This is a genomic window from Litorimonas sp., assembly GCA_029936425.1.
GTDB lineage: Bacteria > Pseudomonadota > Alphaproteobacteria > Caulobacterales > Maricaulaceae > Litorimonas.
The window spans coordinates 339,745-354,531 of record JAPYSU010000001.1 but is presented as its reverse complement, the minus strand read 5'-3'; the positions used below and the strand labels follow the sequence as shown (position 1 = coordinate 354,531).

Genomic DNA, 14,787 nt, shown 5'->3' with positions numbered 1-14,787 from the left:
GCATTGACAGACCCGGCACACACCTCTCAGTCACGAAAGGTCGCTCAGTCCCGCCGTCTCGTACTCCAGAAGGTGACGTCTTCCTGTCCATGAGCAAAAGAACAAGTTTGAATATAAGGGCAAATCGCAAAGCGCGGATCTATCTCTTGGATTTTTTGTAAGGGATTGAGAGGTATAGGGTTTTTTTAAGGATAAGTGCGGATTATCTTCCCCCGTTTACGGGGGAAGTCCCGCGAAGCGGGGATGGGGGGAGCGTATTACGCTGGCGTCTGTTATGTGAGGCTCCCCCCTCCGAGCCGCATTCGCGGCCCACCTCCCCCGTAAACGGAGGAGGGAAGATGAATGGGGACGGGTCTTACTCCCGACGCCAGGTCGTGCCGTCGGGGCCGTCTTCCAGGATAATACCCTTCGCTTTGAGCTTATCGCGGATTTCGTCGCTGCGTTTGAACTGCTCCCCCATCAGCGCTTTGTCGCCGGTTTTCTTGGCCGCCATCGCCGCCGTTTTCGCGGCGTCGCGTTGTTGGATCAGGTCGTTGATTTCGTCTTCTTCATCATCGGAGGTCTTGCCGCGGAACCACTCTTCCGGGTCATTATTTAGAAAACCTAATGAATTTAATAGATAAACTGATTGAGAGTAAGTTCCGTATAACTCAATCATTTGCTCGTTTAATTCTACTGAGTTACGAATTTCATCAATAGGTCTATTAGGAAAGCCTAATTGTTCTAATATAAAAGCCACTTCGGTAAGATCACTAATCGCAAACGATATTGCATGCCAAGTATATCCGTCATCCATAAGAAAATCCCAATAATTTTCTTTTTCGATAAAAAAATCTTTGGAGTGGTAATCACTTGAGAAATCCATGAAAATTGAATTGCAAAGCATAAACGCTCTATAAGCTTTTCTCAAAAGCGTTTTTAATGAATTTAAAGACTCTTCCGACCATTGCAGCTCACTCCGGTAATGCGCCTTCAATAGTGCCAAGCGAATAACTTCGCCGTCCCATTCTTTCAGCAAATCACGAATGTGCGTGACGTTGCCCAAGGACTTGGACATCTTCTCAGAACCCATATTGAGGAATTCATTATGTACCCAGAAATTGGCGAATTTTTCCGTGCCATTTGAGCAGCAGCTTTGGGCTTTTTCATTTTCATGATGCGGGAATTTCAGATCGACTCCGCCGCAGTGAATATCAATCGTGTTGCCGTAATCTTCATCACATAGAGTCGCTTTGGCCATGGCGGAACATTCAATGTGCCAGCCCGGGCGACCTTTCATATTTGATTTATCGGGTCCAAAAGGCGCGTCCCAGCCGACGCCGTCCAGTTCCGGTTTCCAGAGCACAAAATCCGCTGCGTTGCGCTTGCGCGCGACCTCGCCCTCTCCGACCCGGTCGCCGCCGCGCAGGGCGTCCAGCGTATTGCCGGAGAGTTTTCCGTAATCGTCATATTTAGACACATCGAAAAAGACGTGGCCGTCGGATTCATAGGCAAAGTCTTTTTCAATTAAATCCTCAATCATTTCGATCATATGAGAAATATGATCGGTCGCCTTTGGCTGATGCGTCGGCGCAAGGCAGCCAATCGCGGCCAAATCTTCATTATAAATGCGCGCGTATTTTTCCGTAATTTCAGAAATCGGCACGTCTCTTTTCTCTTTTTCAGAAAGTTCCTTGGCGGCCGCGATAATCTTGTCATCCACATCGGTGATGTTGCGTGCATAGACGACTTGGTCTTCACCATAGATATGACGAAGCACGCGAAACAGAACATCGGCCACGACAGCCGCCCGGGCATTGCCGATATGGGCGTAGCTATACACGGTCGGGCCGCAATTATACATCGTCACCCGTTTCGGGTTTTGCGGGATAAACCGCTCTTTTTCGCGCGTCAGCGAATTATAGAGCGTGAGGGGATGTTCTGCCGTGGTCATGGCGGTGTCTCTAGCCAATCACACCCCTCTATGGAAGCCTCTCTTGTCTGTCCGAACGCTTTTGTTCAAAAGGCGCGCATGAGCAACCCCTTTCGAAAACATCAGATTATGGCCGGACTGCTCGCGCTCGTCGTTCTGGCCGTCGCGATTTTCAATCGTCCCGACACGAGGGATGGTGAGCTTCACTTTGATGTGAAAGGCGACAAAGCCTATGTTTACGGCACAACCGACAGCGCCTCTGCCGGGGCGGTGGACGCGCTTATCCGCGAAAACCCGCAAGTCGACACGCTGGTTCTGAAATATATGCCGGGCACTGTCGATGCGGATCAGAATCTTCGCCTTGCACGGTCAGTTCGAAAAAACCGGTTAAAAACCCATCTGGAGAGAAATAGCCGTATAGCCTCCGGCGCGGTGGATCTGTTTCTGGCGGGGACAGAGCGGACCATGGACTGCGGCGCGCAAATCGGGGTGCATAGCTGGTCGATTGTCGGACTGGAAACCTACCAACCTAGAAACGATATTTATGACGCCCGGCAGAGGCAGCAGGAAGGATTTCTACGCGATATGGGAATTGATCCGGCGTTCTATGTCTTTACGCGCGACGCCGCCTCCCCGCAGGAGCTTCATATCCTCTCGCCGGAGGAAATAAATCAGTATAATCTGCTCTCAGAGCCCCTAGATTGTTGAATAATAACAGGTTTATCCAGTAATTTGGAACGATTGGCGCCTTTATGCGCTGATTAAGTGAGGGTGGCATCACTCTATGACGCCCTAACTCATTTAACTCCCATGAGGAGATTTTCTATGACCTATTTTAAACCTATTTTATTTTCCGCCGCTGCAGCCCTTGCTTTTGCATCACCGGCCTTTGCCGATCATCACAAGAGCGGTGATAAAATGATGAAAGACGCTCAGCATAAGACGATGAAGCACAAAATGAAGAAACCCGATAATTGGGACTCTCTAAGTGAAGCTGAACAAAAAGCGTGGAAAAAATCGCATTGGGACTCTCATTCCATGAAATCTGATAAATCGATGGAGATGGAAAATACAGAAGTCCGTGGTGCCGTTCTGAAAAATGAGAGCACTGGCGAAATTCTTCAGTCCAATGAAACAAATGTTCCGCGTATGTCAGGCGATGATAAGTTCTTAATGTCGGAAGGTGACGTGAAAGAGCCCGCCGCCATCAATATGCAGGAAAATCCCAGTACAGCCGCAGATAATGCGATTGTTGTGCCCACGGAAGATAATCCTAATCTCGCCACGACAGTAACCTGTCCAGCCGGGACGACAGCCCAGCCGGATATGACATGTCATGTGACAGGCGACTATGAACCTGACTCATAATTATTGAATATATATCACGGCCTTGGGTCGTGGAGAACAAGAGAAGCCTCTGCGAAAGCGGGGCTTCTTTTTTATTGTCTTGTAGGGAATCCTCCGTTTTAGCATAGCGGCCAACCGCTTTGCGCCCTAGCTTTTCTCCTCTCTGATAGGCTATAGGCCGCCCCATGACCAATGACGCTACGAAAAAACCGACCCTCAAAGCCGTGAATGACGCGCCGCGCCCGTCCAAAGAAGAGGCGATGGACGCTGTCCGGACATTAATTGCCTGGGCCGGGGACAATCCCGACCGCGAAGGTCTGAAAGACACGCCCAAACGCGTGGTGCAGGCTTACCGCGAATGGTTCCGCGGTTACGATATGGACCCGGCGGAGGAACTCTCCCGCGTCTTTGAAGATGTGTCCGGCTATGACGACATGGTCATTCTGCGCGAAATCGACATTGAAAGCCATTGCGAGCATCACATCGCGCCGTTTCTTGGCAAAGCCTATGTCGCCTATCTGCCCACGGAAAAGGTGGTCGGCATTTCCAAGCTGGTTAAAGTCGTCGAGGTCTTTTCAAAACGCCTTCAGACTCAGGAAACCATGACGGCCCAGATCGCCGACGCCATCGATGAAGCGCTTAAGCCGCGCGGCACGGCCGTGATGGTGGACGCGGTGCATCAATGCATGACGACGCGAGGCGTTCACCACCCGGATGTCTCGACCATTACCACCCAGTTTACGGGGGAGTTTAAAACCAACCCGTCCCTGCAGGACCGTTTCCTGAAACTGATCGGGAAGTCTTAAGTTCCAAACCCGCTTATTCTGGCGTGACGAAACGCTCTGAGACACCGTCTTCCAGAGCGTCCTGCGGAATTTCCGGTAACTCGAACGCTCTGACCTGGCCATTGCGGCGGGAAATGGCGTAAACCGTCCGCGCCTCGCTCTTGTCAAAGGCAAAGGCCTGGCCTTCCGCGTCAATCTCTATTGTCGCGACGTGAATCAGCTTGGGTCCCATAACCGGTTTGGCCATAACATACATTTCAGGGCGGTCATGCCCCATCATGTAAAGCAGACCATCCGGGCCGAGCGCGCCGCCTGAGGCCGCCTGCGGGGCCATCAACTCGACCAGATGCTTTGGTAACATCCAGCCACCCGTGCGCCGCCACTGCGCGTCATAGTGATAGACACCGGCATAGTCATTGGTTTTAAACGGAACCCCTGTTTCGTCATTGTAATGGGCGAAACCGACAATCCAGCCCGCCTCCAAATGATCAAACCAGACCAGAGAGCCTTCTTCCATAATGCCGAGGCTTTTGCTGTCCTTATGTTCCAATGTGTTCGCGTCGAAAATTTCAACGGAACTGGCCATCGGGACTTCGGGATGGTTAGAATTGGCGCAAAGCAGATCTTCTCCTTCGACAAAACAGGAATTGAGATGACGGATATATCCGTCTCGTGGGCCCGTCCATTCCGCCTCTTTCTCGCCCGTCTTTTTATTGTAACGCGCAATGCGGGTATTGACGATCGCATAGAACGAGTCATTCAATGCGGCGGCCCCTTGCCGCCCTTCCGGAGCGTCCCACCGCCCGACTTCGGTGGCCTCTAGAACAATCGAAGCCGGTTTGATCGTCGGCTCTTTTTGATCTTGAGCTGTCGCCGAAGATACCGCCGAAAGTGATAGGACCAAACCCAAGGATATATATTTAATCACCTGTCCGTCTCCTTAAAAATTCGCGGCCACGCCGAGCCAGAAGATACGCCCGAAGAGAGCATCTTCCTGCAAAAATTGCGCTCCGGGGCCTGTGACCTCGCGTCGGCCTGTATCCGTGAGGTTACGAACTTCGCCCACCAGAGTGAAATTTTCTGTCATGTTAAACCGGCCCTGAAGGTCCACCTGTTCACGCGCCTCCCAGTATTCATCCTGATTGGGGTCATTCGCTGAAATCGTATCGATGAAGGAATCGGTATAATTATAGGACGCCCGGAGTTCGAAATTCTCATCGGCATAAAAGGCCGTCAGGTTATATGCCTCATCGGGCTGCTGGAAAAATCCGGTCGTCCGCGTTCCGCCATTGCTAAGCGGCACCACATATTCCGTATCGAGAAGCGTCACATTGGCGGAGACGCCCAGCCTGTCGAAAGGCGATGGCAGGCGGCTAAAGGTTTGCTGATATTGCGCCTCAAACCCTTTAATATTGGCGTTTTGCGCATTTTCGGGCTGTGTCACGGCATCATAGGTGACGCCGTCCACGGTTATCGGGCCGACCGTTGTCTGGGTAAATATTTCGTTCTGGATATCCTTATAGAAGACACCCGCCGATAAGATGCCGTCTCCGATATACCATTCCGCAGAGAGGTCGAAATTATCCGACATACGGGGCTGCAGATCAGGGTTTGAACGAGAGATCGTATTTTCCGTGACGTTAATATTTATGCCCTGCGTCAGTAGGTTCAAATTCGGCCGCCCCAGAGTGCGGGATGCGGCAGCCCGCAAGACGATATCGTCTGTCAGATTATATCGAAGATTCACGGAAGGTAGCACATCCGTATAGTCCCCGGATACCGTTTCCCCGTTCAACGGGGCCCCGTCAAAAGACGTGTTTTCCACGCGGACGCCGCCGGAAAGCAACCAGCGATCTGTCTTATACTGTCCGGAAAGATAGGCTGCAGTGACGTCTTCACTGGCGACACTGCCTCTGACGACATTCGCGGATTGCGTAAATGCCTCAGAGGCAAAAACAGAGTCCGAGGCCGAAATCGAAATCCGGTTCGGGAACCGATATCCGCCCTGATAGTCCACATTGGCTAGGCCGTTATCGACCACCCGGCTCAGATCATAATCAAAACTGCTATCGGCAACAAAGCGGTTAAAGGTAAATCCCTCATTCTTTTCTCCCGTGCGATAAAGGCCGCCAAGTTTCGCAGTGAAATTTTCGAAGGCCGGAGCGTCCCAGGATAAATCGGCCGCATATTCCTGAATATCGTCCTTGGCAAAACGATCCAATGTTCCCCGGTTCTGAAAGTCATAAGTGGCAGGATTAAAGAATGTTACAGGATCAAGTGGATCAATGGTGTTGAATATGGTCGAGGTGTCGTACCGTGCGCCCAAATTCGTATCGGACTGAAAGCTTTCCGTCACTTCAGGGTTGGAAAGTTCTGCGGTTGAGTAAACCGCTCGTAAATCCAAAGCCCAATCGGGGCTGACCTGCCAATCCAGATTACCCCGAAGGCTGACAATTTCTCGATCCAGTGTAAACCGTCCAATTCCGATAATGTTAAATCCTGTATCTGTTACGCCAGATGTGGCGGTCTGATTGCGAATAGTCGCGGGTTGGTTCGAACCACTACCCGTTCCAAGTTCATAGCGTTGTTCATCCCGTCGCTCATCATCATTGTATTCATTGTAGGAGAGGGCGATTTCCCCCGATATATCATCATTAGGTTGCCATTCCGCCTTGGCCAGAAGGCCGATACGTTCCCGGGTATTATTATAGAAAAACTGACGCGTATTGGTGGGAACTACAATTCCGTTGCCATTGCCCAAACCGACATTATTTCCAGCGGAATCAAACTCGGTATAATCCGCATCATCCACTTCGATTTGAGGGATAAAGAAATTCCGAAAGGAATAATCCACGCCGAACACAATGCCGAATTGATCCTGAGGCCCGAATTGCGTTCCCGTTGCAAAATTGGCGCGCCAGGTCTGTTTCTTGTCTTCTTCGTCCAGCGTGCCGCCTTCTCCGGATTGTTCATACTCTCCGATATAAGCGCCCCCGACAAAGAAGGGCTCTGCCTGATCAAAGGCGCTGCGCGTGACCAGATTTATTGTTCCGCCAATGGCATTATGATCCAGTTCCGGCGAAATGGATTTACGTACTTCAATGCGCGACACAAGCGAGGCCGGGATAAGATCAAGCGGCACCGCCCGGCCCAAACCACCGCGTTCTGGAGAGGCCACAATAGAGCCATCAATCGTTGTGCGGTTATAGGTGGCATTCAGCCCTCGAAGAATAGGAAAGCGGGCTTCGCCCTGATCGTTCTGAACGGCAACGCCCGGCACCCGTACCAGAGCTTGTGCCGTGTTCAGATCCGGCAGGCGTCCAATATCATCCTGCGAAACCGCATCGACGATAGTATCTGAATTCCTTTTGACCTGAATGGCCCGGGCTTGCGACAGGGCCTGCCCATAGACCACAATCTCGTCCTCTGTCTCAGTATCGGAATTTGATGTGGATTGGGCAAAAGCAGATTGAGCCGTCAGGGAAAGAGCGAATATACTGGTACTCAGCACAAGCGGGGCGAACCGAAAAGACATATGGACATCCTGTCATGTTGTTAGATTTTCGCTCGGCTCTAGGGCGAAAATGCGACAGGCGTTTAATGATTGTTCAACGGTTCGCTAACAAATCAAAGACGTTTCAATGACGAAAGTTTAAGTTCCGGATTTACACTTTTTTCTTGTTTAAAAAAATGAGTCCAGTTCCAACTCACTTCGTATGATTGACGACGAAGCAGTTTATGCGGGTATTCTTGAACTGAAACGTCGATCTGATTTGGCGCAGAGGCGTTTTAGTTTTCGCATCATTCCCTCGCCTTTTGAATTATTAAATCGGCTGGGCGGCCGGAACGCGTGTTGCCCGTAAGTGCAGCGCATGAAACCCCTTTCGGTCGGTTCGTTTTCGACACCACCATTTGGCTACGCGCATGTGACACAGCCATGACGGCTATGTGAATCCTGTGCGAAACAGGGTTAATAAAGGGTTAAGCCAACCCTTGTGATTCCAAATGTGATTTATATTTCCGGCCGACAGGCAAAACCTCTTCGTTTTCAAGCGTTACAGATAACCTTCCATCGTTTTGCGGCGCAATTTCGCGGATGATCTTCCGCTTTATCAAATGAGAGCGATGAACCCTGATATGGGTGTCGCCCGCCGCGCCAATAAGCTTTTCCAAGGATGTCAGGGTCATGCGGATAAAATGCTGGCCGCTCGGCGTTTTTATATCGACATAATTAGAAGCCGCCTCGGCGCGAAGAATTTCGTCCGCTTTCAGGAATAATATCCGCCCGCCTGATTTTAGTCTCAGGCGTCCGGTCTCCCGCGCCTCCTGTTTCGCATTGGCGGCTTCCAGCCTGAGCTGTTCAATATGGCGGGCCGTGAGAAAGACAGATAGGACGAGAAGGTAGGTATATCCGTCCTTGGGCAGTTCATAAATCCAGAGGCCGAGCCGGCAGAGGCTTTGCTCATGATCCCGTCCGAGGAGGATGGGAAAACTCAGCGTTCTAAGCAGCATCATTAAAATGATATGAGTCGCCCCGAACAAGGCGAAGCCTGCCATATAAATCGGAATTCGTCTTTTCCAGTTTTCAAGGCTGAGGGGAAATCTCGACAGCAGACCCGGAATGCAAGCGATAACAATTAATATGGCAATGTGAGACGTGCCCTGAATAAGCCAAGGCTCAAACCAGGGTCGGCGAAGCCCGTCCCTTAAATTTTCCAGATAGTCTGAATTTGACAGGATGACCCAAGACAGGAAAGTGAAAATGACAATATAAAGGAAGGCCGTTCGATCCGCGCGTTTATCCGCAGCGCGTTCAGGGTTTTCAAGGGTCGTCAGCATAAGCGTCTATCGCAAGATTTCATTGGATTGACAAAAAATTATTCAAATTTTCGTCCCGTCTATCCTCCGTTCGTCCCAAGCAAGAGACTTTCATCCCTCAATGCCTGATGTCGCCCCAAATTTAAGGCGCGCTTTAAGCGCTTTTGCTGGAAAGAAATGACAAATTTGGGAAGAGATGATGTTACAAAAAGACTTACCTTCGGCGCGCCGTCATGATCTGGACTGGCTCCGTATTATCGCTTTCGGGCTTTTGATATTTTATCATATCGGCATGTTCTATGTGAGCTGGGGCTGGCACGTTAAAAGTGTTCATGCCGGACCGACGGCGGAAGCCTTCATGCGCCTTTTAAATCCCTGGAGGTTGTTCCTCCTCTTTCTGATTTCCGGCGTGGCTTTGCGGTTTGCCTTTGACAAGGCGGCCTCCAATCGCGGGGGCCATGCCCGTTTCGCGGTTAAGCGAACCGTCAGACTACTCATTCCAATTATGTTCGGAATTCACATTATCGTGGCGCCCCAAAGCTGGCTGCAGCTTCTGGAGAGCGGAGAAATTACGAAGGGTTTCTGGGCGTTCTATCCGGAGTATTTCATCGGCACATCGGAAAAATATTCGGTCACAATTCCGACCTGGAACCACCTCTGGTATGTGGTTTACCTGATGATCTATACGGTGATATTAGCGCCCTTCGCCAAACCCCTAGCGAAGTTCATGCAAGGCGCAGGCGCCAGTGTGACGCAAAAGATATTTTGCAGCCGTTTCGGACTTGTCTGGCTGATAGGTCTGCCCGTCCTGCCGCATTTGATTTACCGAATGTTCCTGGACCAAAACTTTCCCACGACGCATGATGTGGTGAGTGACTGGGCCAATCACGCTCATAGCTTCACCTTCCTGATAACCGGATTTATTCTGGCAAAGGACACGGCCTTCTGGGCGGCGATTTCGCGCTGGCGAAAGGTTTTATGGGGTTTAGCGATTGTCTTAGGGACCGCATTGACGCTCATCTGGAATAATTGGGACGCGGTTGTCGAAGCCGAAACCTTTTTGTGGCCGGCCAGATTTGCCCGGGTTTTCTTTATCTGGATTGTGATTGCGTCGCTTTTGGGATTGGCGCAACATTATCTCAACCGGCCCAGCCGCGCGCTTCGCTATATGACCGAAGCCATATTTCCCTGGTATATTCTGCACCAGACTCTCACCATTATGGCGGGCTATTGGCTCACCCGGCAGGGCCTGTCGGTCGGCGTGGAATTTGCGGGCGTCTGCCTCGCCACCTTTGGAGGTTGCCTGCTTAGTCATGAGCTTTGTATCCGACGCTTCAACCTTGTTCGGCCGCTCTTCGGGTTGAAATTCAGAAAGAAACGCGCGGCCACAGGTAAGACGGACGCAGCCACAGAAAAGACGGTCAAGGTGAGTTCAAATGAAACGAGGCGGCGCCTCGGGGCGTAATGACTTTTATGACAGACCGTAGTTTCCCTGATGATTTCATTCCCGCCGAGCCCCGTCCGGATAAAGGCAAGCTGACAGAGTCGGAAATTATCGCCATGGCCTGGGATGACGACACCTCATTTGACAATATCGAATTGCAAACCGGCCTGTCAGAGGACGAAGTGATAGAGATAATGCGAAACTCCATGAAGCCCAGCAGTTTTCGGATGTGGCGAAAACGTGTGAGCGGACGCGCCAGCAAACATAAAGCCCTGAAAAACTCTCGAATTTAAAACGGCATTGCCTGAAACGTTTAATATCTTAATCGACGGGGAATCCTCTCGACGCCGTCGGCATTTTCTCTGTCAGACCCGTCTTCGTCCCGATCACTGCCCCGGCGGGGCATGGTGATGGAGTAGGTTGTTTCCTGACGGGAGACTAATCCATCCTCGTTTTCATCGGCGCGGTCAAATTCTCTCATGAGCCCGTTTTCAAATTCTCTTTTCGTCAATCCGCCGTTGAAATCTGAATCAAAACTCAGAAAGTTTGGCATAACCTCTCGGGACCCCATGACCGACAGAGCCCAATTTCCGTAGTCAATGGCGCTGACTTTCGCGCCGGAATTAAGAACGCCCCATTCTCTTTCAGCTCCGGCTTCCAATTCCGTCCTGGAAAGACCTGCTTGCCCATCCGTGTCCATGGACGCGAATAAAAGCCCGATAGGACGCACAGCCGTAATAGAGCCGCCGCTCCGCAAATTATCCTGAGGCGTCAGGCGGCGCGTCTCAGAACTCGACGACGCGCAGGCGGAAAGAAGTAGAGCGCAGCCCAATCCGGACAGGCTCAAAAGTGACCGGATTGAAATCCTGGTTTCAAAATATTTTCTATACATCATAATCGGCCTTTAAAATCTCCATCTTCTATAAACGTCGCGCAAATTTTAGCACGTTACAATGACTTTATAACGGCTGGTATCTCCTTAAAATCTCGTCTGACTATATTCGAAACAATTGACGCTAAGAAAATTGGTAAATCAGGGACTTAACAATTATAATCGCAAGTTAATGCAGTTTTCTGAAACGTTTCTCTTCAGGCTCACGTAACTAGGGAGATGAAACCTCTACTCCATTCCCGCGCGGCCCCAATATCCCGCCAGCGCATTGCTATTATCGGCAGCGGTATCTCCGGTCTGTCCGCCGCCTGGCTGCTTCATCCCCATCACGATATCACCGTTTACGAAGCCAATGATTATATTGGCGGGCATAGTCATACCGTTGATATAGAGACAGGCGGGAAGACGCTCCCCGTCGATACGGGCTTTATCGTTTATAATAATCGGAACTACCCTAATCTCAGCGCGCTTTTCGAAACGCTGGGTGTTCCGACCTGGGAAACGGATATGTCTTTCGGAGCCTCCCTGAATGACGGCGCTTTGGAATATGCGGGCGGGACGAAAGGCGGGTTATTTGCCCAAAAGAGCAATCTTCTTCGCCCTCGATACTGGTCCATGCTTCGCGAGCTCATGCGGTTTTATAAAAACGCGGATCGCTATCGTTTAGAGCCTGAATTTGCGTCTCTCCCTCTTAGGTCGCTTCTACAAAACGAACATTATTCGGACGCTTTCATTGAAGATCATCTCGCGCCCATGGGGGCGGCGATCTGGTCTTCTGACTCACAGGAAATTCTGGATTTCCCGGCGCAAAGCTTTATGCGGTTTTTCCATAATCATGGTCTAGATCGTCTGAATGACGCCCCGGTCTGGCGAACAGTCAAAGGCGGAAGTCGTGAATATGTGAAAAAACTTTGCGCCGGGTTTACCGATAAGATCAGATTAAGCGAGCCTGTTCAATTAGTCGAGGGTAGGACAATCATTACGAAGTCGGATAAGCAGACATTTGATCACATCCTGTTCGCCTGTCATTCCGATCAGGCTCTGACCCTTCTGCAAACCCCCGATAGTGAGCAAGGGCGCATTTTATCCGCGATGCGTTACCGTCCCAATGATGTGGTTTTGCATCACGATGAAAACTTGATGCCAAAACGTAAAAAAGCCTGGGCGAGCTGGAATTATCTTTCCAGGGACGACGCGCAAGGACCGCCCGCTGTGTCCTACTGGATGAATAGGCTCCAACATGTCCCGACGGACACGCCCGTCATCGTAACCCTAAATCCGGACCGGCATATCAACCCGTCAAAAATCTGGGCGAAATTCAGTTACGATCACCCGGTCTTTGACATGGCGGCAGAAGAGGCCAAATCAGATATTTGGACCGTGCAAGGTCAAAACGGATATTGGTTTGCCGGGGCCTATCTAGGGGATGGCTTTCACGAAGACGGCATTCAGGCGGGGCTTTTTGCCGCCGAGCAGATAGGCGGGATAAAGCGGCCCTGGGAGAAGCCCGGGCAGACAGCCCGATTGCGGCTTGATAAATTCGTCCCTAAAACCGACAAAATGGTGGCATGAGTTTCGTTCAAAATGCCCTTTACCGCGGGACGGTCAGTCATACGCGAAAAATGCCGGTCAAACATCGCTTTGACTATCCGGTTTTCTATGCCGCCATAGATTTGGACAGTTTTGAAACAGGCGTTGACCTGCCGTCTTTACTGTCACTAGACGGTTTCAACCTCTTTAGTCTCAGACAAAAAGATTACGGGGCCCAAACGCCTGAAGGATTGAAAGATTATATTCGCTCCGTTTTTTCCGATGTCGGTGTTGAGACGCCTCACAAAATCATATTACTCACAATGCCGCGCCTATTGGGATATGCGTTTAATCCTATTTCTATTTTCTATGCTCTGGACGCCGAGGCCAAAGTCACCGGGGTTATCTATGAAGTTCACAACACATTTGGAGAACGCCATAGCTATGCCTTCGAAATTTCGGATGACCTCACTAATCATTCAATCGAAAAATCTCTTTATGTGTCCCCGTTTTTTCATGTCGAGGGGGGATATCGATTCACCCAGATTGTTCCCGGGCAAAAGCTGAAACTTGGCATTCAATATTCTGTCAAAGATGAAACCGTTTTCTCCGCCGCCCTGTCCGCAAAGCGGTCGCCCTTGACCAACAAAACGCTTCTGAAGGTTTTCTTCCTCTACCCGCTTCTGACCTTGAGAGTAACAGCCGCCATTCATTTTCAGGCATTGAAGCTCTGGTTTAAAAAAGTTCCTCTGACTTCCAAACCCGCGCCGCCGAAACAGGCTGTCAGCTCTAAACCCCACAGATATAAATATAAAAAATATGACAAATAGTTTGACCCTTTACGATCCCCCAAAACCGAATGATCACAGGCTTAACTTGCGCGGCCGCCTATTGGCCCTTGCCTTTGCCAAAATGGATTTTGGCCATCTTTACGTTCATTTTCCGAATGGGGCGATACGGAGCTTCGGGCCAAGTGACGCCGAACCCGCGCGGCTCAAAATTCTCTCCAATAAAGCGATTTCACGCCTTTTGACCAATGGCGCCTTGGGCCTGAGTGAAGGCTATATGGCCGGAGAATGGGAAACTGATAATCTCCCCTACTTACTGCAAATACTCGGCCGGAACATGCTTCGTCTCGAAGCGCTTATCCCCCGCTTTTTCAAAATGGACTGGGTGGACCGCCTGACGCATGCCCTTCGTAAGAACAGCCGCGCCGGAAGCCGCAGGAATATTGCCTATCATTACGACCTTGGAAACTCATTCTATAAATTATGGCTCGATCCCAGCCTGACTTATTCCTCGGCTGTCTTCACGCGGCAGGACCAATCCCTGGAAGAGGCTCAACTTGAAAAATACCGCCGACTTTGCCGTAAAGTCGGTCTCCAAAAAGGCGACAGGGTTTTGGAAATTGGCTGCGGATGGGGCGGATTCGCGGAAATCGCTATTTCCGAATTCGGGGCCCACGTGACAGGTCTGACCTTATCGCGGGAGCAACTGGTTTACGCTCAGAAACGTCTGTCAGAGGCCGGGCTGAGCGAACAGTCTGATCTACGCCTGCAGGATTACCGCGACTGCGAGGATCAATTTGATCATATTGTCTCCATCGAAATGTTCGAAGCTGTTGGAGAAGCCTATTGGCCAACTTATTTTGAGAGCCTTCGGCGATGTCTCAAACCCGGCGGGCGGGTCGGCATCCAAACCATTACGATCGACCACGGCACATTTGAGCACTACCGCACCCATGTGGACTTCATCCAGAAATATGTGTTTCCCGGCGGAATGTTACCGAGCGAACCCGTTTTCGAAAAACTGGCCCAGACTGTCGGTTTCAATATTCTGGAGCAGAGCCGGTTCGGAGAAAGTTATGCCCGGACTTTGGCCATCTGGCGGGAGCAATTCTTCGAAAATATCAAGACCGTACGCGAGCAGGGTTTTGACGAACGGTTCGAAAAAATGTGGGATTATTATCTCTCCTATTGCGAAGCCGGATTTAAACTTGGCACAATAAATGTGAGCCAGATTATTTTGAGCGAGAAAGCATAAACACTGTAAAAACAAT

Annotated in this window: 13 protein-coding genes; 8 read left to right on the top strand and 5 right to left on the bottom strand. The window is 50.6% G+C overall.

Going from position 1 to position 14,787, the window contains the following annotated elements; translation table 11 throughout:
- Positions 1-355 precede the first annotated feature (355 nt).
- Positions 356-1,933 (bottom strand): cysteine--tRNA ligase, encoded by a 1,578-nt coding sequence (cysS, locus tag ACN0IC_RS01750; RefSeq protein WP_416877025.1) that lies wholly within the window; start codon positions 1,931-1,933, stop codon positions 356-358.
- Positions 1,934-2,011: 78 nt separating this feature from the next.
- On the opposite strand from cysS, the gene ACN0IC_RS01745 reads away from it, so the two are divergent.
- The 3 genes from ACN0IC_RS01745 to folE all read left to right on the top strand — a co-directional run bounded on the left by ACN0IC_RS01745 (position 2,012) and on the right by folE (position 4,065).
- Positions 2,012-2,620, top strand: a complete 609-nt coding sequence (locus tag ACN0IC_RS01745; RefSeq protein WP_416877024.1) for a hypothetical protein — start codon at positions 2,012-2,014, stop codon at positions 2,618-2,620.
- A gap of 117 nt (positions 2,621-2,737) precedes the next feature.
- The gene (locus ACN0IC_RS01740; RefSeq protein WP_416877023.1) at positions 2,738-3,280 is read left to right on the top strand and encodes a hypothetical protein; all 543 of its coding nucleotides are present in this window, start codon (positions 2,738-2,740) and stop codon (positions 3,278-3,280) included.
- Between the two features lie 164 nt (positions 3,281-3,444).
- A complete protein-coding gene (gene folE, locus ACN0IC_RS01735) occupies positions 3,445-4,065 on the top strand; it encodes a GTP cyclohydrolase I FolE (protein WP_416877022.1) in 621 nt (206 codons plus the stop codon).
- A gap of 13 nt (positions 4,066-4,078) precedes the next feature.
- Here folE and ACN0IC_RS01730 read toward each other — a convergent pair whose 3' ends face one another.
- The 3 genes from ACN0IC_RS01730 to ACN0IC_RS01720 form a co-directional block, all read right to left on the bottom strand.
- Positions 4,079-4,972, bottom strand: a complete 894-nt coding sequence (locus ACN0IC_RS01730) for a hypothetical protein (protein ID WP_416877021.1) — start codon at positions 4,970-4,972, stop codon at positions 4,079-4,081.
- A 12-nt stretch (positions 4,973-4,984) separates the two neighbouring features.
- Positions 4,985-7,579: a TonB-dependent receptor gene (locus ACN0IC_RS01725; protein WP_416877020.1), complete on the bottom strand. Its 2,595-nt coding sequence runs from the start codon at positions 7,577-7,579 to the stop codon at positions 4,985-4,987.
- 446 nt (positions 7,580-8,025) lie between these two features.
- A complete protein-coding gene (locus ACN0IC_RS01720; protein WP_416877019.1) occupies positions 8,026-8,883 on the bottom strand; it encodes a LytR/AlgR family response regulator transcription factor in 858 nt (285 codons plus the stop codon).
- Positions 8,884-9,058: 175 nt separating this feature from the next.
- Between ACN0IC_RS01720 and ACN0IC_RS01715 the strand changes: the two genes are divergently transcribed.
- Both ACN0IC_RS01715 and ACN0IC_RS01710 read left to right on the top strand, forming a co-directional pair.
- Positions 9,059-10,327 carry an acyltransferase family protein gene (locus ACN0IC_RS01715; RefSeq protein ID WP_416877018.1) on the top strand — a complete coding sequence of 423 codons (1,269 nt, stop codon included), beginning with the start codon at positions 9,059-9,061 and terminating at the stop codon, positions 10,325-10,327.
- Between the two features lie 8 nt (positions 10,328-10,335).
- Positions 10,336-10,599 (top strand): TIGR03643 family protein, encoded by a 264-nt coding sequence (locus ACN0IC_RS01710; protein WP_416877064.1) that lies wholly within the window; start codon positions 10,336-10,338, stop codon positions 10,597-10,599.
- Between the two features lie 20 nt (positions 10,600-10,619).
- Here the strand turns inward: ACN0IC_RS01710 and ACN0IC_RS01705 are convergent, their stop codons facing one another.
- Positions 10,620-11,201, bottom strand: coding sequence for a hypothetical protein (locus ACN0IC_RS01705; protein WP_416877017.1), 582 nt, complete (start codon positions 11,199-11,201; stop codon positions 10,620-10,622).
- A 216-nt stretch (positions 11,202-11,417) separates the two neighbouring features.
- On the opposite strand from ACN0IC_RS01705, the gene ACN0IC_RS01700 reads away from it, so the two are divergent.
- Genes ACN0IC_RS01700 through ACN0IC_RS01690 form a run of 3 tightly spaced genes read left to right on the top strand, consistent with a single transcriptional unit; the run spans position 11,418 to position 14,771 of the window.
- Positions 11,418-12,770: an NAD(P)/FAD-dependent oxidoreductase gene (locus tag ACN0IC_RS01700; protein WP_416877016.1), complete on the top strand. Its 1,353-nt coding sequence runs from the start codon at positions 11,418-11,420 to the stop codon at positions 12,768-12,770.
- The gene (locus tag ACN0IC_RS01695; RefSeq protein WP_416877015.1) at positions 12,767-13,558 is read left to right on the top strand and encodes a DUF1365 domain-containing protein; all 792 of its coding nucleotides are present in this window, start codon (positions 12,767-12,769) and stop codon (positions 13,556-13,558) included. The genes ACN0IC_RS01700 and ACN0IC_RS01695 overlap by 4 nt, the downstream gene beginning before the upstream one ends.
- The gene (locus ACN0IC_RS01690; RefSeq protein WP_416877014.1) at positions 13,548-14,771 is read left to right on the top strand and encodes a class I SAM-dependent methyltransferase; all 1,224 of its coding nucleotides are present in this window, start codon (positions 13,548-13,550) and stop codon (positions 14,769-14,771) included. The genes ACN0IC_RS01695 and ACN0IC_RS01690 overlap by 11 nt, the downstream gene beginning before the upstream one ends.
- Positions 14,772-14,787 lie beyond the last annotated feature (16 nt).